This is a genomic window from Halopenitus malekzadehii, assembly GCF_900108505.1.
Classification (GTDB): Archaea; Halobacteriota; Halobacteria; order Halobacteriales; family Haloferacaceae; genus Halopenitus; species Halopenitus malekzadehii.
Window position 1 is genome coordinate 1 of the sequence record NZ_FNWU01000027.1, and the last position, 19316, is coordinate 19316.

24 protein-coding genes are annotated in these 19316 nt (G+C 56.7%); 13 read left to right on the plus strand and 11 right to left on the minus strand.

What is annotated here, in order from left to right; all coding sequences use genetic code 11:
• Positions 1-171: 171 nt before the first annotated feature.
• Entirely contained in the window at positions 172-291 is a 120-nt protein-coding gene (locus BLW38_RS16965; protein WP_449404973.1) for a DUF7386 family protein, read from the minus strand.
• Positions 292-774: 483 nt separating this feature from the next.
• Complete coding sequence (locus BLW38_RS14985; RefSeq protein WP_245710261.1) at positions 775-990, minus strand: DUF7342 family protein; 216 nt, start codon at positions 988-990, stop codon at positions 775-777.
• Positions 991-1048: 58 nt separating this feature from the next.
• Here BLW38_RS14985 and BLW38_RS14990 point away from each other — a divergent pair, with 58 nt between their 5' ends.
• Positions 1049-1879, plus strand: coding sequence for an IS5 family transposase (locus tag BLW38_RS14990; protein ID WP_092818000.1), 831 nt, complete (start codon positions 1049-1051; stop codon positions 1877-1879).
• An 11-nt stretch (positions 1880-1890) separates the two neighbouring features.
• Here the strand turns inward: BLW38_RS14990 and BLW38_RS14995 are convergent, their stop codons facing one another.
• Positions 1891-2280 (minus strand): DUF7342 family protein, encoded by a 390-nt coding sequence (locus BLW38_RS14995; protein ID WP_245710262.1) that lies wholly within the window; start codon positions 2278-2280, stop codon positions 1891-1893.
• 284 nt (positions 2281-2564) lie between these two features.
• Entirely contained in the window at positions 2565-2975 is a 411-nt protein-coding gene (locus BLW38_RS15000; RefSeq protein ID WP_092818001.1) for a winged helix-turn-helix domain-containing protein, read from the minus strand.
• A gap of 120 nt (positions 2976-3095) precedes the next feature.
• Here BLW38_RS15000 and BLW38_RS15005 point away from each other — a divergent pair, with 120 nt between their 5' ends.
• Positions 3096-3686: a hypothetical protein gene (locus BLW38_RS15005; protein ID WP_092818002.1), complete on the plus strand. Its 591-nt coding sequence runs from the start codon at positions 3096-3098 to the stop codon at positions 3684-3686.
• Positions 3653-4330: a DUF7847 domain-containing protein gene (locus tag BLW38_RS16035; protein WP_449404974.1), complete on the plus strand. Its 678-nt coding sequence runs from the start codon at positions 3653-3655 to the stop codon at positions 4328-4330. Before BLW38_RS15005 ends, BLW38_RS16035 begins: the two co-directional genes overlap by 34 nt.
• Before the next feature lie 116 nt (positions 4331-4446).
• Here the strand turns inward: BLW38_RS16035 and BLW38_RS15010 are convergent, their stop codons facing one another.
• Positions 4447-5394 (minus strand): M48 family metallopeptidase, encoded by a 948-nt coding sequence (locus BLW38_RS15010; protein ID WP_092818003.1) that lies wholly within the window; start codon positions 5392-5394, stop codon positions 4447-4449.
• A 51-nt stretch (positions 5395-5445) separates the two neighbouring features.
• Positions 5446-6312, minus strand: a complete 867-nt coding sequence (locus BLW38_RS15015; RefSeq protein WP_092818004.1) for a hypothetical protein — start codon at positions 6310-6312, stop codon at positions 5446-5448.
• A gap of 187 nt (positions 6313-6499) precedes the next feature.
• Here BLW38_RS15015 and BLW38_RS15020 point away from each other — a divergent pair, with 187 nt between their 5' ends.
• The 4 genes from BLW38_RS15020 to BLW38_RS15035 all read left to right on the plus strand — a co-directional run bounded on the left by BLW38_RS15020 (position 6500) and on the right by BLW38_RS15035 (position 9109).
• Positions 6500-6844 carry a winged helix-turn-helix domain-containing protein gene (locus BLW38_RS15020; RefSeq protein ID WP_092818005.1) on the plus strand — a complete coding sequence of 115 codons (345 nt, stop codon included), beginning with the start codon at positions 6500-6502 and terminating at the stop codon, positions 6842-6844.
• Positions 6845-6846: 2 nt separating this feature from the next.
• Positions 6847-7158, plus strand: coding sequence for a DUF7521 family protein (locus BLW38_RS15025; RefSeq protein ID WP_092818006.1), 312 nt, complete (start codon positions 6847-6849; stop codon positions 7156-7158).
• A gap of 82 nt (positions 7159-7240) precedes the next feature.
• Positions 7241-7726, plus strand: coding sequence for a hypothetical protein (locus BLW38_RS15030; protein WP_092818007.1), 486 nt, complete (start codon positions 7241-7243; stop codon positions 7724-7726).
• A gap of 168 nt (positions 7727-7894) precedes the next feature.
• On the plus strand, positions 7895-9109 hold the full coding sequence (locus BLW38_RS15035; RefSeq protein ID WP_092818008.1) for an outer membrane protein assembly factor BamB family protein: 1215 nt from the start codon (positions 7895-7897) through the stop codon (positions 9107-9109).
• A gap of 103 nt (positions 9110-9212) precedes the next feature.
• Here the strand turns inward: BLW38_RS15035 and BLW38_RS15040 are convergent, their stop codons facing one another.
• Positions 9213-9419, minus strand: coding sequence for a hypothetical protein (locus tag BLW38_RS15040; protein WP_092818009.1), 207 nt, complete (start codon positions 9417-9419; stop codon positions 9213-9215).
• A gap of 298 nt (positions 9420-9717) precedes the next feature.
• Here BLW38_RS15040 and BLW38_RS15045 point away from each other — a divergent pair, with 298 nt between their 5' ends.
• Complete coding sequence (locus tag BLW38_RS15045) at positions 9718-11028, plus strand: RNA-guided endonuclease InsQ/TnpB family protein (RefSeq protein ID WP_092818010.1); 1311 nt, start codon at positions 9718-9720, stop codon at positions 11026-11028.
• A 13-nt stretch (positions 11029-11041) separates the two neighbouring features.
• Positions 11042-11500: a hypothetical protein gene (locus BLW38_RS15050; RefSeq protein ID WP_092818011.1), complete on the plus strand. Its 459-nt coding sequence runs from the start codon at positions 11042-11044 to the stop codon at positions 11498-11500.
• 64 nt (positions 11501-11564) lie between these two features.
• On the opposite strand, the gene BLW38_RS15055 is transcribed toward BLW38_RS15050, so the two are convergent.
• Genes BLW38_RS15055 through BLW38_RS15065 form a run of 3 tightly spaced genes read right to left on the minus strand, consistent with a single transcriptional unit; the run spans position 11565 to position 13779 of the window.
• Positions 11565-12137, minus strand: coding sequence for a hypothetical protein (locus BLW38_RS15055; protein ID WP_092818012.1), 573 nt, complete (start codon positions 12135-12137; stop codon positions 11565-11567).
• Entirely contained in the window at positions 12134-12883 is a 750-nt protein-coding gene (locus BLW38_RS15060) for an ABC transporter ATP-binding protein (protein ID WP_092818013.1), read from the minus strand. Before BLW38_RS15060 ends, BLW38_RS15055 begins: the two co-directional genes overlap by 4 nt.
• Positions 12880-13779, minus strand: a complete 900-nt coding sequence (locus BLW38_RS15065) for an ABC transporter permease subunit (RefSeq protein ID WP_092818014.1) — start codon at positions 13777-13779, stop codon at positions 12880-12882. The genes BLW38_RS15060 and BLW38_RS15065 overlap by 4 nt, the downstream gene beginning before the upstream one ends.
• A 119-nt stretch (positions 13780-13898) precedes the next feature.
• Here BLW38_RS15065 and BLW38_RS15070 point away from each other — a divergent pair, with 119 nt between their 5' ends.
• On the plus strand, positions 13899-14792 hold the full coding sequence (locus tag BLW38_RS15070) for a hypothetical protein (protein ID WP_143040920.1): 894 nt from the start codon (positions 13899-13901) through the stop codon (positions 14790-14792).
• 924 nt (positions 14793-15716) lie between these two features.
• On the opposite strand, the gene BLW38_RS15080 is transcribed toward BLW38_RS15070, so the two are convergent.
• A complete protein-coding gene (locus tag BLW38_RS15080) occupies positions 15717-16199 on the minus strand; it encodes an ArsR/SmtB family transcription factor (protein WP_321166958.1) in 483 nt (160 codons plus the stop codon).
• Between the two features lie 103 nt (positions 16200-16302).
• Between BLW38_RS15080 and BLW38_RS15085 the strand changes: the two genes are divergently transcribed.
• From BLW38_RS15085 to BLW38_RS15095, 3 genes are all read left to right on the plus strand, one after another.
• The gene (locus BLW38_RS15085) at positions 16303-17067 is read left to right on the plus strand and encodes an HFX_2341 family transcriptional regulator domain-containing protein (RefSeq protein ID WP_092818017.1); all 765 of its coding nucleotides are present in this window, start codon (positions 16303-16305) and stop codon (positions 17065-17067) included.
• 376 nt (positions 17068-17443) lie between these two features.
• A complete protein-coding gene (locus BLW38_RS15090) occupies positions 17444-18199 on the plus strand; it encodes a hypothetical protein (protein WP_245710263.1) in 756 nt (251 codons plus the stop codon).
• Positions 18200-18225: 26 nt separating this feature from the next.
• Positions 18226-19218, plus strand: a complete 993-nt coding sequence (locus BLW38_RS15095; protein ID WP_092818019.1) for a M48 family metallopeptidase — start codon at positions 18226-18228, stop codon at positions 19216-19218.
• Positions 19219-19316 lie beyond the last annotated feature (98 nt).

Sequence of the window (19316 nt, forward strand, 5' to 3'; positions counted from 1 at the left end):
GGCGATTCATCCCCTCCCTACTCGCTCACTGCGTTCGCTCGTTGAGGAAGGGGCATTCTCGCCTCAATTCTGGTAAATCCGTATCGTCAAGCCCAGTAGTCTGCGAATCGCTCGGGCGTGAACGACTGCGAAACCGGACGTTCGCAGCTATGAGTGCGAGGAAGGCTACCGTCACCAGGATTCAATCGTCGTTCGATACTGCAAGACAAGTACCGATGTGTTGTATGATTCTTTGGTTTGCTGAGGTGGGTATTCACCGGACGGCTTGTTTTGGAACACGTGGGATCCCATCGTCCCACGTCAATGCATCGAGTACGTCCACGAGATCGTCGATTCGCTCGTCGAGCACGTTCAACGGGTGCGTACCGAGAAACTCGGCTGTCTCTCGCTGTACTGTTTCTCCGTGGTGATCAATCTGGAAATGACACTCTCCACGGTCCACATGTGTCTCGTCCTGGTGCCACCCGACTATCAGGTTCCGGTCGAATTCGACCCATTGAATCCTGTAACAGTCGTATGCGTGAGTTTGCGGGAAGTCAAACGAGACCTGTAGCTCCGCTTCAGCGACTGGATGCGGTGTGTCGAGAAATCCGTCCGATGAGATCGTCGCTCGGACACCGGTTTTGTTCCCTGCAGACGTATGATACCGGACCTGCTCAATGGGAGACGCTTCGTTGGGAGCCTGTGTCTGGAACCGGCTATGGATTCGTGTGAGAAGCGTTCGTTTATCGAGATTGGCGCGATCGGCGAGAAAAATCATTAAACTGTTCGGTTCTACTGCGAGAGTGGTATCGATGAATTCGATGAATTGTTCCGTCCCGCGGAGAGTTCCCGGGCGTCATCGTAGAGCTCCAGCGCGTGTTTGAGCAGACGCTTGTTGTCCACGTAGCGTTCCCACTGGCGAAGCACGCGGTTACGTTCCCGAATCGTCTCGCTGTCGAGGTCGTCATCGGTGAGCGTTGCTTCTAATTGGCTGTGTTGAATCGCCATACGGAGGCGAGGTAGGACGCTAAATCAAAGGAGTTGAAGCGGGAGAGTTCCGTTGACCATGACGCAAATCTCCCGCTTCATCGGGGAGGTTGTACCGGTTGCTCAAAGAGTTACTGGCGATGGAGGCGAATCCGCCGCCCCGGACGGTGGCGGCGGATTCGCCGACTACGCACTCGTTTCCCTTCACTGTCTGCGGATTTACCTCGATTCGTCGTACCGCATGACGATCGACCTGCTCAAAGAGATGCCACAAATAATCGGGGAGATCGGCCTCAACGCGGCCGATCTCCCTGCGCCGTCAATGTTGTGTAAGGCGTTCGACCGGATCAGCATGAGCGTCTGTCGAGTGCTGCTGCGCCAGTCGGCGCAGCTACACGATCTCTCTGAACACGCCGCGATCGACGCCACATTCTACGACCGCTCACCAGCCAGCCACCACTACTGCCAGCGAATCAGCTACCGCGTTCAGAAGCTCAAAGTCACGAAACTCGTCGATACAGCGTCGCAAGCCGTCCTTGACGTTCACTGCTCAACGAACCGGGAGAGAAGTGACGCCGATCTTGCTGAGCAGATCGCCCGCCGGAATGCGGGCGATCTGCGGTCTCTCGCGGCCGATAAAGGCTACGACAAGCAATCGCTCCGCGAAGGATTACGCGATCTCGGGATCAGACCGCTGATCAAGCACCGCATCTTCGCACCGTACGACCACGCACACAACGCCAGAATCGACGATAATCGCTACAATCAGCGCTCTATGACCGAAACTGTGAACTCGGCTGTGAAGCGCTCGCTCGGCTTCGCCGTGCGAGCGCGGTCATGGTTTCGTGAGTTCCGCGAAATCGCGCTGATGTGTGTCGTCTATAACATCAAACGCTTCGTCACACAGTGAATCTCTCCGCCTTACAGCGATTCAACACAGCCTTCTAATTCGTCCCGCGACTCAACGGCGTATTCGCGCTTCCACTCGTCAATCAGTTCCTGGATGAATGCGATTTCCTCGCGGAGTTCCTCACGCGTGTGGCTGTTGATTAACTCAGTCACTTCGTTGAAGTACCGGATCTGGTAGTTCGGTGCGTACTTCGTATTCCCGTCGTCGCCTTCAACAGCCTGCACTTGCCCGAATTCAACGAGCATCTCCAACTCGTCTTTCGCAGTTTGCCACGAGGAGATCTGCGCTTCTTCGCGCACCCACTCAACTGAACGGGCTTCAGTGAGAGTCGTGGCGATCTCTCTGACGCGCTCCCGAGCGGAGAGACCATCACTCCACGAACCGAGACCAGGGTCAGTCATACACGATCGTACCTTCTGGCATCTATTATATCTTTGTTAGATCACATATATACGAGATGTATTGATGGTTGGATTGAGGAATACCTACGGGAGAATTTCTTCTTCCGTGGGGCGTCCAATCGATCGAGCGCGACGACATACTACTGGCAGGGGCGTGAGGGGGACAAAATCAAATCAAAGTACAAAGGCCCGGTCAACCCGGATGAATAGACTAAGCGAGCGCCCCCAATCGAATGGCTAGTTGTTCAGGGTGACACCCCATCTGCGAAGTGAAAGGAGGGCTGTTAGCGCTCGGGTCGCGGGGCAGTCTCGTAGCGTTTGATGTCGTCGGTCTTCTCCACGCGGTCGTAGATCTCTCGAAGCGTGTCTTGTGCCCGGTGGAGCTTATGCTCCTCAAGGAACTGTCGACCACTCTCACTAATGCCGTAGAACTTGTACGGCAGGTCGTTCTGACGGCGGTTCTCGGGGAGGAGCACTTCCTCGACGATGCCAGCGTCGACGAGCTGCTGGAGGTGCTGACGAATTGTCGTCTGACTCTTGCTCGGGTTGACGTAGTCGAGTTCCTTCAGCGTCGGTAGTTCCGACGGGTGTCCGAGGATGTCCTGGAGGAGCGCGAATCGCGTCTCCTGGGTGACGACGTTGAGCCACTCCCGAACGGACTCTAGATCGCTTGGCGTGTGGTCGGTGGTACTCATTACACCACAATTCGTGTAGTGCGTGCAAAAGCGTTTCGCTCAAATGCGAATCGGTATAGAGCAATACGGTCTCTGATGCGTTCGCCACATTAAAGCAAGATACGGGCAATTCTCGTACTAATGAGTGAGGATCCGGTTACTGTCGACGAACTCGCCGAGAAAGCAGACGAATATCTCCACGAAGCCTCACTCACGCCAAAGGAGTACGAAGCGCTCAAACAGAGTGTTGCTGAGCTCACGCCTATCTTCTCAGCTGAAGAGTCGTACTTTGTCCTCGGCAGCTACGGGAAACACGAAATCCGTCGTCTCCAGCTCGTGAAAGACCGCCTCAACCGACAACCCGCTGCGTACGCGTTCCTGATGGTCGACATTCGGAGTGAGTGGACGAACACCTACCTCAAGTTCCGGCTGCTCGCCGATTACACGGACATCCTCGTGGGCGTCGCCGAACACGCCCAGGGCGGCTTTCTCGTCGAACAGGGCTACTTCATGGCTCTCGAGGAGTACTTCGCGAAGACGCACGTGTTCAACCGCAAGTACAACAAGGTGGATGCGGACACGATCGACACGAATGTTAATATCGATAACCCCTACAGCGGAATGCAAACCGCAATCTTCGAGATGCTCGACGATGCTGGGCGCCTCTGCCAGTGGACAACTGAGGACGAACTCGTCGAGTGTACCGAGGCTCTCGTGAGTGGTCAGGAGTAACCGGGGTTCAAACGTCGCTAGGCAGATTTTGGAAACATACGAAGTCGGCGTATGGCTCCGTACTACTCGCGTATCTAGCTGTTTCAGGTGTACTGTTTGGATTCAGTCTGCTGTTCTCCTTTGGAACACTGATCGCCGCTTTCGTGGTTGGTATGGGTGGTGGTGGACTACCACTCACGATCGGGCTAGCTCTGGCGTTCTCACTCATCATTCTTGCATTTCTTAGTCTTCTCTTTGCAATCCATTTCTACGCTCACGCGATCGTCATCGAGGGTGAGGGACCGGTTGGGGGACTCTCTCGGAGCGTTCACGTCGTTCGTCACAACCTTCGAACAGTCGGTGGATACGGGATTTTATCTCTCGTCGTCGGCGGTCTCTTTGGGGTTGGATACGCGCTGTTGATGTCGTTCATCATTCCCACTCCGTCGGTTCCTGGACAACCTGCTCCGACGCCTGATCTTGGTCCCGCTCTTATCGGGACGTTTGCTTCTGTCGTTGGAACAACAGTCTTTATGGCCTTCTTCGTCGTTTTTACGGTGATTTTCTACCGTGAACTCGTTGGCATTAACGACTCACCAGCACAGCAATCGACGTCGACTCCCGAAACTGGTGGGGGGGAACTACAAGATATACAGACATCCTAGAAGTGACAGCGTGTCTCTCTGCGCAAGGCACGAATCGCGAGCGAAGTGAGTGGTGAGTGAGTCAGCTGTAGTGAGCGATCCTTAATTTGAGTTTGAGGGTCCTTCTATGACATCCTCTATTTTGCATTGCGTTCAAGCGATCGCAGCCGCTCAATTCGTGTCTCGGTCGGCGGATGCGTTTGAAACGGACCGGTCCTCACCTGTTCGTTCTCAACGGGGAGAATGTTAAGGGCGCTTGTTGCGTGCGCCCACGACCGTTTGTCCATTGTCGGCGTACAATACTCTTTATCGAGCTTTGCAAGTGCGTTCGCTACCGTTGCCGGCGACCCCACGATCCGAGCCGCAGCGATGTCCGCAGCCCCCTCTCTACCTCGAGATAGGAGTGCGACCGAGAACTGTATATACGTCGACAGCACGATACCGATCGCATAGGTGATCAGTTCTCCTATCCCACCGGCAGGCCGATCCGGGGACAGTTCGTCCACCACCAGCAGTGGGAGTAATGCGCTGGCGATGATCCGCGTATCGTGATTTTTGAGATGCGCGAGTTCGTGGGCAAGAACGGCGTCGAGTTCGTTGTTATCGAGACGATCGATGATCGAACACGACACGACGATGGTTGCGTCCCCTCCACTTCCGAGTGTGAACGTGACAGGGTCATCAACGTCAAGCACTTGGACCGCCGGCGTCGGTGTGTTTGCTTGTATCGCGAGTTTTCGAACCCGATCGGAGAGTACATCCGAATCAGTATCTGCATCCGCGAGAAGCGCCGATCGAAACTCGTTGACGGCCACCCGGGCCCGATGAGCACTCCAGATGATGGCCAGGATCACGAACGTGGCTAGGAGCCAGACTCCGGACCGCTCCAGAAAAACGTAAAACCTGGTTTCATCGCCCGTCGCCATCCCGAAGAGCCCAAGCACGTAGCCGAGTCCGTACCAACCGAGGAATGCCCCGATGGCGCCGACGATCCCAAAGACGACGAGCGCTGCAACGCCGACGAGACACAACGCAACGATCGTTCGGAGGATGAATGAGAGCTGAGTACGCGTAGTCACCTGCATAGTAGTCAGTTCACGTCTTCGGCAGTTCTGTGTTAAGTGAGACACATTGAATCACATAAAACCATCCGTGACATCAGGGCGGAGATTGCGATACGCTCGGGCGAAGATCGCCGCCACGAACACGCCGACGATGGACGAAGCGACAATCGAGGCCGACGTTATCACGATCTGAACTGGTGACCAGTGGCCGCCAGTCGACGGAACGGCGAACCAACTCACACTCATCCGAATAGCCACGAGGGCAACACCAAGCATCGCGACCGTGAGTCGATGGCCGCGAACCGTGTCCCAGCTCCCTTTGAAGGCACCAAGAACGCCGCGATGGCGGATGCTCACCTCGTGCAGGATAAACAGAAAGTGGAGCCAAACAATTCCGAGCACAAGTATGGTCCCGAATATGATGAGAAGTCCGATTATCGCAAAGACGACGATGGAGTATTGATCCGGGAGGACGTCCAGTCTGCCGATCGTGGCGATCGAAAGTAAGAGTCCGATCGCCGCGGCGATCGGGATCGCGAACAACAGAATCCCGTACAGAAAGTTCACAATCACTCCGGATACCGTTGCGCGGCCGATGCGATCGAAGATGTAGGGATCCGGTATAGAGTCGGTATGCCCGCCAACGAACGTTCGGATCGCGATGATCGAAAGCGGGATCGTGATGATTGATGTGAAGGCACTTGTGAGGAGGATTGCGATACTGGATGCCATCTGTGGGAGTTCCCCGCCCGCAGCGATGTCGGTCCCTGATGTAATTCCTGTTCCAACGTCGACGGGAACATAGAGCGTTCCTGCACCGAAGAATAGGAGAAGTCCAACCGTCTCGACTACGACAAACAGGACCGCAAATATCGCTCCGTTACGTGACGCTGCTACCGATATCCCATCAGAGATAACCTGCTGGATCTGGAGGGCCATTCATCCGTGCCGATGTCCGCATCTCATATAGAACTCAGCATCTTGTTCTCGTCCTGAAAGGAGGAGCTATGCTTTTATACTCAATCATCGTGACTGGTTACAGGGCCTCAGCCCAGCACGATCACTCGAATTTCTCCTTCGGAAAAGACCGATCGTTTATACGGTGGCGTGAGTCGATGTCGATATTGTGAGTGAGGATTCCGAGATCGAGGACTTGCTCGAAGTCCTTGATGACGAATTCGCTCGAGGGATCCTCATTGAAACGAGTATACAGCCAATGTCTGCAAAGGACCTCGCGGAGGCGTGTGACGCATCGCTTCCAACGATCTATCGGCGTATTGACCGCCTCTCCGAGCAGGATCTCCTCGCCGAGCGGAAGAAGTTTCGCGACGAGGGACGTCACTACAGCGTCTACGAGGCTACGCTTAGCCGCCTCACGATCGAGTTGACTGACGGTGAGTTCTCTGCAGACGTCGTGACTGAACCCGATGATGCAGCCGACCGGTTCACCGATATGTGGGAGGACCTGTGACGATGTCGACGACCGAACCAGTCTTGTACCTCTCGCTGCTCGCGGCAACACTCCTTGCTAGCGCGCTCGGCCTGATCATCGTTTTTCAGGCATTTCGGGGGTATAGACGGAATGACAGCCAGCGAATGCTGTATCTCGCAGTCGGGCTTGCGTTGATCACAGTTGCTCCATTCGGGCTCTCAATAGTATTCACGCTATTTGCACCTGGAATCGGAAACGAGGAGTTCCTCCTCTCGTACGTACTTCCGATGGCGAGCCGACTGCTTGAGATAAGTGGGTTAGGATTGATTCTCTACTCGTTATACCGGACGTGAGAACTGCACACACGCTCAGTGTTGGTCTACCGAGGACTGCATACGACCTGCCACTAAAGGTAGTTGACCACGAATAGGACCTATGCGTCGAATACTTACGGTAACGATACTGATTCTCGGCGCTCTCGCTACTGTGTGGGTTGCTCCGGTTCAGGCCCAGGACTCGCCAGAGCTCACCTGTGGGAGCGAACAAGTAGATGCGAACGTCGATCGATCTGTTGCGCTGTTCAACGACAACACGGATGCGATCCCCTCGTCAGTGGCAACCATCGTCAGTTCGAATACAACTGAAATACGCATCTCCAACGCGTCGCAGCAATCCTACACTGTCTCTCTCAACGAATCCCTCACGATCACCGATGTGAACGTTGGGCCAGCTGCAGACCCTGACGTTACAGTTACGATGAATCGGACGACTGCCTGCACCGTCTCCACCGCCGACGATCCCGTCTCGGTGGCTCAGCAGATGTACCGTGACGATGCGATTACCGTCCAAGGAAACGGGCTCGTAAATCAAGCGAAAACTGGAATCATTGATATCGCGGTTGAGGTTGGGCGATTCTTCTAGCCTGTAGAAGCGATCCGGTTGTGGTAAAGTACACGGCCTGTGCGTCGTTGAATACTGGATCGACATCGATCGGAAGGCACCAGCGAACGATTCAATGCAGCGATGTCCCGGATAGCCGACCGCTACCATATCGGAAGAAAGAAGTGAAAATTGTCATTCGAGTACCATATGAACCGGCGGACGATCCTGTCGACGACGGTCGTCGGCGCGAGTACACTCTCGGGATGTCTGTCAATGCTCCCATCGCTGGACTCGGACACGCCCCTTCCGAAGGCACCCACCGGTGCGTGGACACAGTACGGTGCCGATGGGACGAACACGTTCGCAACGAACGCCTCAGCACCCCCAAGGGGAAACCTGGCGTGGACCTCGGAGGCCTTCACACGCTGGCAGCCCGTGGTTTCCGACGGGACGGTATATCTGACGAACTTCGACCCTAGTAACGACGGGAGTGCGATCGCGCTTGACGCACAGGACGGCACCGAACAGTGGCGAACTACTCTCAATGCCAGCGGAGACCACGGGACCGTCGTCGTCGACGATCGATTTCTCGTGGCGTACGATACGGAACTCGTTGCGCTCGATCCGCAAATGGGCGAAGAGATCTGGACGGAACGGACGAATGGGATCGACTCTACCGAACTGCTTGTCGCGGACGAAGCCACCGGAACCGTACTAGTCGCTTCCGAGAGCGGCATCGAGGCGTTTAGCGCAGCGGACGGGGAGAAACACTGGGACATCGACACGGTACGTCAACTCGTCCGTGCGCCTGCAGTGTCTGACGGGCGTGTGTTTGCCGTCGGGAACGTGGACGCAGCGCCGTCCCTCGTTGCGCTCTCGCTGGAGGATGGCTCGGAGCGCTGGCGGAGGGAATTCACGTCCACACCCGGGTCCGCCGCGCCCGTCGCAACCAAGGAGGGAGTGGTCGTTGTCGACGACCGTACGCTGGTCGTCTATAACGAGGCAACCGGCGACCGGCTCCGCGAGCTCCACTCGTTCGACGAGAGCGAAGATCCACAGACGGTTGCCGCTGCCGACGGGACCGTGTTCGTGACTACCGCGTCCGGCGTCGTCGCAGTCGACGTCGAAACCGGAGCTGAACGATGGCGCCGCGACGTTCCAGTGTCGTATGTGGCGGGGATCTGCGTCGGAACCGAAACGGTCGTGCTCCCGGTTGACGACCCCGACTTCGCATCCGGGGAAATAACGATCAGCGCGTTCGACCGGAAATCGGGAGAGTTGCGCTGGTACTACGGGTTCGATCCAGGGTTCCACCACCAGGTGACATCACCACCGGTGTTGGTTGACGGGGCCGTGTTCTTTACCGCCACCCACATCGACGGTCTCGGAGCCCTTGGTGACGTGCCCGAACGGGATAGCTAGTTTCCAGCGCCGTCCGCCATCTCCCTGTGAGGAAGTGCTCCAACACTACCGCTCCGCCCCTCGTGAAGAAATCGCTCGTTGAGGATCGAGCAGGCGGGAGAGGTCACGTTGCTTCGCTCCCGAATACGCTGTTCCAGATCGCATTGATGACGATGAATCCGAGGAAGATCGCGACGACGTGGAGAAGAAAATCGAGAATGATTGAGAACGGACCAACAACCTCGTCCGTATAGATATTAAAAATCGTGAATATAACCGCAGCAATCACGGCATCCGGGAGATGAGTAGAGAGTATCTCTCGTACTTGCACAACCGATACCGTTCGTATTTTTCTTCAAATAGGTGTCGTTTTCAGCACATTTGAAGCGGTCGTCCGCACGTGTTTCCGTAATCGAGCGCGACGGTTCACAGTCGGTCGCTGACGTCTGCGTGTTGACCACTATTCCCGATGGCCAGAGAACCTATTACCGAGGAGCGACGATTCAACTCTTGCAGGCTAAGTCCCCGTCCTCAAGGAGCGACCGAAGGGAGCGAGTAGGGCGGGGATACAGCCGTACACTCCTTGACTTCCCGAACGTTCAAGTGCCAGTCAGCCTACCAAAATAGTAGTGGTTGAGGAGACGTTCAAGTACGCTGCAACGCCAGACTGCGACGAGACAGCCGCCGCTGCGTGGAGCGATATTCAAACCTGCAGAGAAGTGTACAACCACGCACTCACGCAAGAATACCGCCCCCGACCCGACTACGACAAACCATCGTACCGGGAGATGCAAAACAAAATCACGGCGTGGAAAGACCGGTGGCCAGAATGGAGCACTGCATACTCCAAGTGCCTGCAGATGGCTGTTCGCCGGATCAAACAAAGCGAGAGCGTACTTGAGTCTCTTCAAGCCCGAGGCTACGGCGTTGGGCGGCTAAAATGGAAACCACCGCACGAGTTCCGCAGCATCGTGTACAATCAGTCCGGTTTCGACGTGGCTAATAACACGGATCGGACTAACCACGCGATCGTGAACTTCTCCAAAATCGGTGACTTCCACCTGAATTACCACCGCTCACTCCCCGACGACGGAGACATCACACAGGTCATCCTGAAGAAAGAGAAAACCGGTGACTGGACCGTCAGCATCCTCGTAGATTACGACCCGGAATACCCAGAAAACCCGGCTGTCGAGGACATCGCACCGGAAGACACAGTCGGGATCGATCTCGGCATCACGAAGTTCATTTATGACTCAGACGGTCGGTCGTTCGAGTCACTTGACGACCAGTGTGACCGGGACCGAATTGAGCGCCGGCACCGTAATCTCTCCCGGAAAGAACACGGCTCGAACAACTGGGAGAAAGCCCGGCAACAACTTGCTCAGGCATACGAGCGATTGCAGACCCGGCGTGAAGACTACCGGGAGAAACTCGCCCACGAATACACCACCCAGTACGATGCAGTGTTCCTTGAAGACCTGGACGTGAAAGCGATGAAAGAAGATGGCAGGAACAGTCGGAATATTGCAGCGATGTCGTGGCGGCAAACGATTCAGGCATTCAAGCGCCACGGGAAGAAAAACGGGTGTTACGTCATCGAGGTGCCACCGGAAGGCACAACGAAACGCTGCTCACAATGCGGGTGTGAGACGGACAAACCGCTATGGGTCCGCGAGCACTCGTGCCCCTCGTGTGGATTCGAAGCTGATAGGGATTACAACGCCGCGTTAGAGATCAAACGCCTCGGACTGCAACAACTCGGAATCGAAACTCCGGCGGAAGATGTAGGTCAGGGCATGGCCGAATCAACGCCTGCGGAGACTGCGCTCTCTGGGGACACTGAGGGAACACCCTATGTTGTGTCTCCAAAGCGCGTCGTTGAAACAGGAAGCCCCTGCCTCAAGGAGCCGCCGAAGGCGGCGAGTAGGCAGGGGTAGTTCACCACACCGTATGGAGAGAGATCCACGATTTCGTGAAGTACAGCGGTTTCGTCAGCCGTGGATCTGGGCCCTTCTTGGAGCTATCTCCCTTCTTCTGATCATATTCGGTCCCATTTCGTGGGGAGGACTCCTCGTTGTCGGCGGCGTCGCGGCACTCCTCTACAGCCTTCGTCTCAGGACCGAAGTGAGAGCCGATGGCATCTATTTCAAAATGTGGCCGCTTCACCGATCGTTCCGTCAGATTTCGTGGTCAGAGATCGAGCGTTACGAGGCGAAACGGTACAGTCCTCTTCGTGAGTTCGGTGGCTGGGGTATCCGCTGGACTCCCGGGGAGATTGCATACAACGTGAGTGGCGACCAAGGGATGTGGATCGAACGGACAAACGGGCGTGCAGTGCTCGTTGGAACACAACATCCCGAGGAATTCGTCAGGGTCATTGATCGGGTCATTGATGAGGCGGTACAGTAGCGTACAAACGCGCACCCGGCACTCGATATCGGGCCTCCCCCGAACCGACGTCCCGTGGACTGGGTCAGGGGAGTAGCGAGCGCGTCGTAATAGTGACGACGGCCTCCGCTTGGAACGGGACCCACTCCTCGGTTTCGCCGGACCGGAACGAGAGGAATACCGGCTCAAAGTATCCACGGAGCGTATGATCCCCAGGACGGTAGATGCGGTCTCCGTGGATCTCGTACCGTTCGGTAACGGAGGCTCCGGCGTCCACCGATCGACTGATCGGCTCGTTGTCCGTCCAGACGCTGTTTGCCCCGACCTCGACGTGCTCGGAGTCGGCATAGTGATCGGATAGCAAGAGCACCGTACCGGAATTCCGGTCCGTCGGCGGATCCAGCGCAAGTAGCCCGAACGGCCACGTACCGGTACTGCGGACGTCGATCAAGGTCTCGCTCGTGTTGTGCAGTCTCACGTCCAGCACGCCGGGACTGTCGACCGTGATGCCGGTGTCCGACGCGATCACCTCGAGTGAGAGTGGCGCGTTCGTGTGCTTAACTGACACGTCGGTCACCGTGTATTCCGTCTCACCGAGACAGCCGGACAGCCCGGCCAGTGCAGTCGTCGAAGTGAGAAGGTACTGGCGGCGGTTCATCGACTCTCCTCCGGGGAGGCAACGGTCTCCGATGTCAGCTCCACGAAGACGTCCTCTATCGTTGCGTCGTCAGATAGTTCCAGTTGATCCCGGAAGTCAGCAAGACTTCCCTCCTCGACAAGTCGGCCGTGATGCAGAATGCCGACGCGGTCACAGACCACTTCGACCTGTCCGAGCACGTGACTCGAGAAGAAGACGGTCGCACCGCGATCGGATTCGGCGTCGACGACGTCGCGAACGAGCGCGACCCCGTGTGGGTCCAAGCCAGTGAACGGTTCATCGAGAATCAGGAGGTCAGGTTCGCCGACGAGACTCATCGCGAGGGCGAGTCGCTGTTCCATCCCCTGTGAGAACTCGCCTGCAGGGCGCGTAGCTGCGTCGGCGAGCCCGACGCGCTCGAGGAGCCGTTCCGGATCGTCATCGACGTTCTTCGTGTCGATCACGAGTTGAAGGTGTTGCCGGGCGGACATCCCGTCGTAGGTACTGAACCGATCGGGGCAGATCCCGATCCGGCGGTGACTGGCGACGACGTCGGTCCACGGATCGTATCCGAGCACGCGTGCGGTTCCCGATGTCGGCTTGATGTAGTTCAGCAGGAGATTGATCGTCGTCGATTTGCCGGCGCCGTTGGGTCCTAAAAATCCGTAGACTTCTCCTCGCTCGACGGACAGATCGAGCCCGTCGAGCGCGACGGTGTCCCCGTACCGTTTCGTGAGATTGGTGGTTTCGATCGCCATCGACGTCATACGAGGTCACCCCGTTCGAACCGATATCGGGCAACTCCAAGGGGAACGATCAGCCAGCACAACAGGACCAGAAGTCCGGACAGTTCGTGAAGATACAGCGGAACGGATCCGGGTTCGAACGCCGCGTCGACGGCGTACACGTTGATCGACGTCGGCGTCCGGAGTTTGGTGAGTGCCGGTTCGAACAACGCCCCCGAGTTCCCGACCCCGAGTAGCCAATTCGTCACGATGTGATACGATCGTTCGGGCGACACGCGAAGAAGAAGGAACAACGCCCCGTCAGCTGGAGCGTCGTACGCACTCACCGCGTGTCCGGAGGCGGCACTATAGATCGCGCTTGCGACGGGCTTCCAGAGAACCGTCAGAACGAGGTAGAACCCGCCGAAGAGTATGCCGGTGGCTCGAACCGTGCTCGTCGTTGACGCTGAGACGGCAGTCGCGATCGAGACGAGAGTGACGACGTACAACAGCGTCACCAGCAGCACGGCGCCGAATCGGAGCGGTGAAAAGAGGCCGAATCGAAATCCGCCGGCGAGAACTAAAACTACCACAGCTCCAATGACGGGGATCGCGATCCCCGCACTCCGGCCAAGCGTTTTGGCGACGAGGATGTCGGTTCGCGTGAGCGGAAGCCCCAGCAGGAATTTGAGGCTCCCAGACGAGCGCTCGGCGACGATCGAGCGATAACTCAATAGGAGGACGCCGAGCGGGAGAAGCACGGATCCGGCGATCTGGATGAATCCAACCGTCAAGTTCGGACCGAGCTCGTCCCACCCGACGTAGCTAGGACGATACGCCCAGAGGACAAGTAGGATCGCAAGCATCCAGGGACCTTTGGACGTGAGTAGCCGTCGTGCTTCCGCTCGAGCAAGCGGAAACCAGCGTGGGAGGGCCATATCAGGTCGTGCCGGGTCTTCCGTCATAGGAATGATGGTTTCTTTTCGGTATTCGAGACGTTCAAACGCTCATTCTAGTATACCGAACCTTTTCAGTGACATCGAACGTTCGGTGGTTCGTGCACCGCCGCCAGTACCTCGCGACGACGGCCCTCCTCACGGTCCCGCTCGCTGGATGTGCGCATCCGTCGAACGTTCTCGATATGCAGGAAGCGACGCCTGACCGGCTCGCCGCTGAAACCTCTCGGTCCATCTCTCCGGAGTCCGACGCGCACGCGATCCTTCAGGAGGTTGTCGAGAACGGATCGGCGACTGCAGCCGGGATCTCCCGCCCAATCGATACGGACGAGCCAGTCGCGTTTCAGGGACGGTATTACGACGTTTCCGCGACCGAAATCGGCCGTCGTGATCGAACCAGCTACGACATCCGTGTGGACTACGATCCGGACGAAACCGCCTCGGCCGAGGCAAATGACTCGATCGCGTATGCCGACCTCCCGGACGTGGACAAAACGGCGCTGGATGGGGTGATCCCGCCGCAAGACGATCCACCGCAGAACGACGGATTCGATATGGGAACGCGATACGTCTATCCCGAGACCGAAACCGATGCGTCGGTACTCGTTCCGACGCAACAGTACGAATTCATCGAGTATCAGGGCACGACGTACCGCGTGCAACTCGAGAGCGAGACCGTCGAGGAAGTGACGTACCGGTACGAGATGACCGAAATCGCACCAAGTACTGCGGCATACGCCGAACGGATCCGATCGGAATTCCTGTTTCCCCTGTCGGGGCTGTCATCCGCCGAACAAGAGATCGTTGAGGAGGCGATCGACAGTGGATACTTCGACGGCGCGACCGACGCGTTCCGATCAGTCATCTCACGACTCCGAGCTCATCGAGGGCTCGAAACCAGCGATTCATATGGGACGTGGCTCCCGGAGTACGAGGGGACGGCGTACATCACCTACGCCGAATTTCCGTCCGACATTACGCCTGCTGGGGAGTGACGACGTCAAACGGTGCAGCAGCACTCGGGAAACGTCAGCGTCATCTAGTTGTCCAGCGATCGTCTGTCTTTCATTCTCGATATGATCGGCCGGCGTTAGCGAGGAGTCTGAAAACTGTTCGGGAGAGCTTCCGGCTGGAAAACAGCGTCGGTGTATTTACACCGAAACGACACCAGAAGAGTTCACAATGGAATACTACCGCATAGCGCCAATCGAAATATCCGGCCGACAGTTCAACGCGTTCACCCCCACTCAAGACGACCAATAGAGACAGGCCACAGATCACACAAGACAGAATATCTATAGAGTGAAATATTCTCCAAGACCAGTAGAAATATACTTTGATGTCGAAAGTGGAGAGTATGAATGTCGAAAGAACAGCAGATCTCGTTATGACTGTTCTTCCGCTCCCTGTTGCACTCTGGATGGGACTTGCTGGGAACCCAGTCAGTGTGCTGGGGCTTCTCTCCTTCAGTGCGATTGCTCTTTTACGCCACCGTTCAACGAGAGTTCGACAATGGACGGATCAGCATCAGTGGCTGTTTTTGGCAATTCTAATACCTATTGCAGTGGCCGCTACGTTAGGCGCGATGCCTTGAAGTGATCAGTACGCACTCTTTAGCGACCGGCTGTTTCAGACAAAAATATGCCTGAAGAACAGAATTTCAATATGGCCTAGAGTTTCCCATTTTCGTTGCGCACCATTTCGCGTTCGTCGTCGATTGGCCGCATCGCGTAGCCTTTTCTTGGGGGTTCACTATATGGGACCATCCGGCAACTGCTGCGTTCCCTGTGACGACCGCAAGACAACTCGTATGCCTCGAGTGGGACTGTATGATTGCCTCGAATGCTGGAAGATGTGCCGGTGCTCAGTCGGAGATCGCTACAGCTTCGACATCCCTTACGAATCAAAAAGGGGCACCATCAGGAGTCTTCACGTGGTGTCGATGACTGCTGCCCGTCACGGAAACTGAGCACCAATTTCCGCGTCGTCAGCGAATAGATATCCATCTTCCGCCCCTTTTCGGAATACGTCGTCCCGATGGGGGCAATGAGTTCAGCCCGTTCGAGGCGATCGAGATGGTATGAGACCGTTTGAATCGACGTATCAACCTCATCGGCGATCGCTGACGCTGTCCGCGGTGACCCCGTCAGCGTCGCGACGATTCGCTGAGCGGTTGCTGATGACAGCGATTTGATGACGTCGCTGTCGTCGAGCGTTACGACGCCGGGCGAACACTCGTCCCCAGCTGTGAACTCAGCAGTTATCAGATCGTTAACTTTCATTGGAGCGCCTCCTCGTGGCGACGTCGACCGGCGTTTTTTGGAGGGGTGGTACGGTCTGCATCGGGGATCGCGGGCGTTTCGAAACGGCAGGGAGGCACATTGGGTGACACACCGTTGCATATTCGAGTACTTGCAGAGAATTATTATACTCTATTACGATACTAAAGAAACTAAAAATACAATCAATACAATTATAGTATTATTACTATCTATACTATCGAGAATGAGTGACGAGACCGAACTTCGGTCAGTAGTCGAAGTCCATATCGCGCCTCTTGGATACGAATACGACCGCATCAAAGAACCCGTTCTCACGTACAACGCGGATGTGCTCTACCTGTTGCGAGACCCGCAACGGAAGCCAGTTACGTACCACGACGACCTGGTAGCTGAACTCACCGACGTCGGCGTGACGATGGAAGCCCGCGAAATCGATCTCACGGATATGTACGACGTACTCGGCGAAGTAACGACGATCGCGGACGAGTATCAGGACGATATCGTTCGCGTCAATGTCTCAAGTGGGCCGAAGCTGGCGACGGTTGGGGCCGCATTGGCGTGTATGGCGACTGGGGCGAGCGGCTATCACGTTCATCCGGAATCACAGGCGCATCCTGTTCAGGAGTCACCACGAACGGAGGGAATGCAGCTCGCGGAACAGTTGCCATCGTACCCGCTAGAGACGCCGACGACCGACCAGGTCCGGATCCTAAACTACATCGAGACGACCACCGAGTCGACCTATACCCCGAAGAAAAGCGACCTCATCACCTTTGCTGAGGAGAACGATCTCTCCTTCATCACGCAGTCTGACCCGACAAATGAGAAGGCGAAATTCGCATTACTAAACAGTCGTATCATTGATCCACTCCAGGAAGACGGATACATTGCGGTCGAATCAGTGGGACGCACGAAACAGATTTCACTAACCGATACCGGCCAAAACGCCCTTCACGCGTTTCGACACAAACTACCGAATCAGACATAACGCGATCGACGGTAGCTCAGCCCCACCGTAGTTCCCGCTCTGAAATCGTCGGAGATGCAATCAACCAAACTCCAGCCCTCACCGAACTATGCCCCGCTCGCTTCCCTCCACCCGTACCGTCGCACTGCTCATCCTGCTCGTCGTTGGCAGTACCTTCAGCTTCGCCTTCCACGCCACGACGGGGAGTGCAACCATCACGTACGAGGCGACGTCCGTCGAACCCGGAGAGAATCCGGAGCTCGTCACGCGTGCAACGAGCAACGTAACCGACCTCGAGGAACGACTGTCTGATACACCCGCTCAATATCAAGTCCCGATTCGAACCGCAGTCGCAACCGGGTCGTATAACGGAACGCTCCAGCCGGAGTTGCACATCGTGATCGAGGACGTCAGGACGCCGTATGTCTGGTATAACGGGAGCTACTACGCGTGGACGATCTCGACGAAAGAGGAGACGACGAACGCGACGATCCAGATGGAGCGAACCAACCCCGAAACGGTGTTCTCAACCGTTGCTCGTCCGGTATCCGAAGCCCCATCCGAGGTTCGGACAGCTATTGAATCAGGAACGACGACCGCATCGATCGTCGAACAGGGCTTGTACCAGCAGGATGGCACGTACTACGTCGTCGCGCCTGAGTACGAGGGCGCACTGGGAACCCAGTTGGCGAGCGTGGCCATCGGATTTCTGCTCACACCGGTCGGACGTGGATACGTCGCAGTCGCGTTAGGGCTTCTCGGGTACCGCTATCGTGAACCGACGCGCGCCCGTCTATTGACCGTCCGTCGTGCCGCCGCGATCGCCGCACTTGCGATTCCGATCGCACTTGGTGCAACCGCACTCTTTGAGAGCGGCTCACCCACCCGTTTCGTCACCGGTCCGACGACCGCTGTCGTCGTCGCCACCGGCCTCGTCGCGGGTGTTCTTGCGGCCCAGCGACGGTGGCTCCTGCTCGTTGGTGTGACGGTCGGAATCGGATTGTTCGCCACGGCAGCACTGTCGGCCGTGATTGGCCTCGTTGGACTGGTTTTTGGACCACTTGCCGTGTGTCTCGGATTACTCACTGGCGTCATTCCGTTCGGTTACGGCTACTGGTTCGCGCGGACCTCATCAGTTAATCCACAGAATTAACGGATTGCTATCGTATTCGTTCGATGATGGAGTGGTCCCCGAACCGTCGCCTCCAGCTTCGAATGGTCGTGTCGCTGCTTGGACTTGTGCTCCTCGTCTTTGCTGCATCGGTTGCCAGCGGGGTCGCCGTCGCACTCAGTATCGGATTTATCACCCTTTTCACACCGATGCCCCTGGAGTTCGGGACGCCGGTCGCAAACGGGCTCGTCGGAGTCGCGACGGTGGCCGTTCTGGCCGCGGTTGTATGGGGTGAACGCGATGCGCCGTCGTACGTGATCGATGCGACTGGAGCACGACCTGCCACTGCAGACGAATATCCAACATTGCAAGCGACGGTGAGATCCGTGAGCCATCAGGCCGACGCGCCCATTCCTGCCATCTATGTTGCCCCGATTGAGCAGCCACTCTCGCTAACCACTGGATTCTCTCCGCAGGATGCTCGTCTGCTCGTCAGCGACGGTCTTGTCGACCTGCTGGACGATGCAGAACTTGAAGCAGTCGTCGCACACGAAGTTGCACACACCAAGAACCGTGATGCTGCGGTGATGACCGCCGTCGCGCTTCCGATCGCGGCAGCGGGACGCGTCGGAACCCTGTTGGCGGGACCGACGGCAGGCGTAGAGCACGGCTCCGTGAGTCGTGCGGACTATGCCGACGCGCTTCTCACGGTCGGGCTTGTCGTCGCGCTCCCGATTGGGATCTGTACGTTTCTATTGTATGTCTCGTTGTCGCGGGCACGGGAATTTGCCGCTGATCGCGGTGCAGTCGCGATCACCGGGAAACCAGCAGCACTCGCAACGGCGCTCCGAACGATCGAGAACGCGGTCGATGAGCGATCGGCCACGACAGTTCCACGTGCGGAGATCGGAGCGTTCACGATCGTCGCCCTAGATGTCAAGTCCGACGGGGCGTTCGCTACGCTTCATCAGCGACTGGATCAGATCGTTGCCACACATCCGGATATGAAGATTCGAATAACACGGCTTCAAGAACTGATGGACGCTCAAGAGCGGTATTGATACGGTCGTGTTTAGTTAAGGGTGAAAAGTGAGGCGTGATGATTTCTGAGTGCTCTATGCCCGAAATCACACGCCTCAGCGGTGGTTGCGACTGGATC

What these genes read in the sequence shown, in the direction of transcription:
- BLW38_RS15030 (WP_092818007.1), top strand. Translation starts at nt 7,241, where the DNA reads ATGCGTCGAATACTTACGGTAACGATACTGATTCTCGGCGCTCTCGCT.
- BLW38_RS15005 (WP_092818002.1), top strand. Translation starts at nt 3,096, where the DNA reads ATGAGTGAGGATCCGGTTACTGTCGACGAACTCGCCGAGAAAGCAGAC.
- BLW38_RS15000 (WP_092818001.1), bottom strand. Translation starts at nt 2,975, where the DNA reads ATGAGTACCACCGACCACACGCCAAGCGATCTAGAGTCCGTTCGGGAG.
- BLW38_RS15065 (WP_092818014.1), bottom strand. Translation starts at nt 13,779, where the DNA reads ATGGCCCTCCCACGCTGGTTTCCGCTTGCTCGAGCGGAAGCACGACGG.
- BLW38_RS15050 (WP_092818011.1), top strand. Translation starts at nt 11,042, where the DNA reads ATGGAGAGAGATCCACGATTTCGTGAAGTACAGCGGTTTCGTCAGCCG.
- BLW38_RS15055 (WP_092818012.1), bottom strand. Translation starts at nt 12,137, where the DNA reads ATGAACCGCCGCCAGTACCTTCTCACTTCGACGACTGCACTGGCCGGG.
- BLW38_RS14995 (WP_245710262.1), bottom strand. Translation starts at nt 2,280, where the DNA reads ATGACTGACCCTGGTCTCGGTTCGTGGAGTGATGGTCTCTCCGCTCGG.
- BLW38_RS15085 (WP_092818017.1), top strand. Translation starts at nt 16,303, where the DNA reads ATGAGTGACGAGACCGAACTTCGGTCAGTAGTCGAAGTCCATATCGCG.
- BLW38_RS15015 (WP_092818004.1), bottom strand. Translation starts at nt 6,312, where the DNA reads ATGGCCCTCCAGATCCAGCAGGTTATCTCTGATGGGATATCGGTAGCA.
- BLW38_RS15080 (WP_321166958.1), bottom strand. Translation starts at nt 16,199, where the DNA reads ATGCAACGGTGTGTCACCCAATGTGCCTCCCTGCCGTTTCGAAACGCC.
- BLW38_RS15010 (WP_092818003.1), bottom strand. Translation starts at nt 5,394, where the DNA reads ATGCAGGTGACTACGCGTACTCAGCTCTCATTCATCCTCCGAACGATC.
- BLW38_RS15025 (WP_092818006.1), top strand. Translation starts at nt 6,847, where the DNA reads ATGTCGACGACCGAACCAGTCTTGTACCTCTCGCTGCTCGCGGCAACA.
- BLW38_RS14985 (WP_245710261.1), bottom strand. Translation starts at nt 990, where the DNA reads ATGGCGATTCAACACAGCCAATTAGAAGCAACGCTCACCGATGACGAC.
- BLW38_RS15060 (WP_092818013.1), bottom strand. Translation starts at nt 12,883, where the DNA reads ATGACGTCGATGGCGATCGAAACCACCAATCTCACGAAACGGTACGGG.
- BLW38_RS14990 (WP_092818000.1), top strand. Translation starts at nt 1,049, where the DNA reads ATGACGCAAATCTCCCGCTTCATCGGGGAGGTTGTACCGGTTGCTCAA.
- BLW38_RS16965 (WP_449404973.1), bottom strand. Translation starts at nt 291, where the DNA reads ATGGGATCCCACGTGTTCCAAAACAAGCCGTCCGGTGAATACCCACCT.
- BLW38_RS15095 (WP_092818019.1), top strand. Translation starts at nt 18,226, where the DNA reads ATGGAGTGGTCCCCGAACCGTCGCCTCCAGCTTCGAATGGTCGTGTCG.
- BLW38_RS15035 (WP_092818008.1), top strand. Translation starts at nt 7,895, where the DNA reads ATGAACCGGCGGACGATCCTGTCGACGACGGTCGTCGGCGCGAGTACA.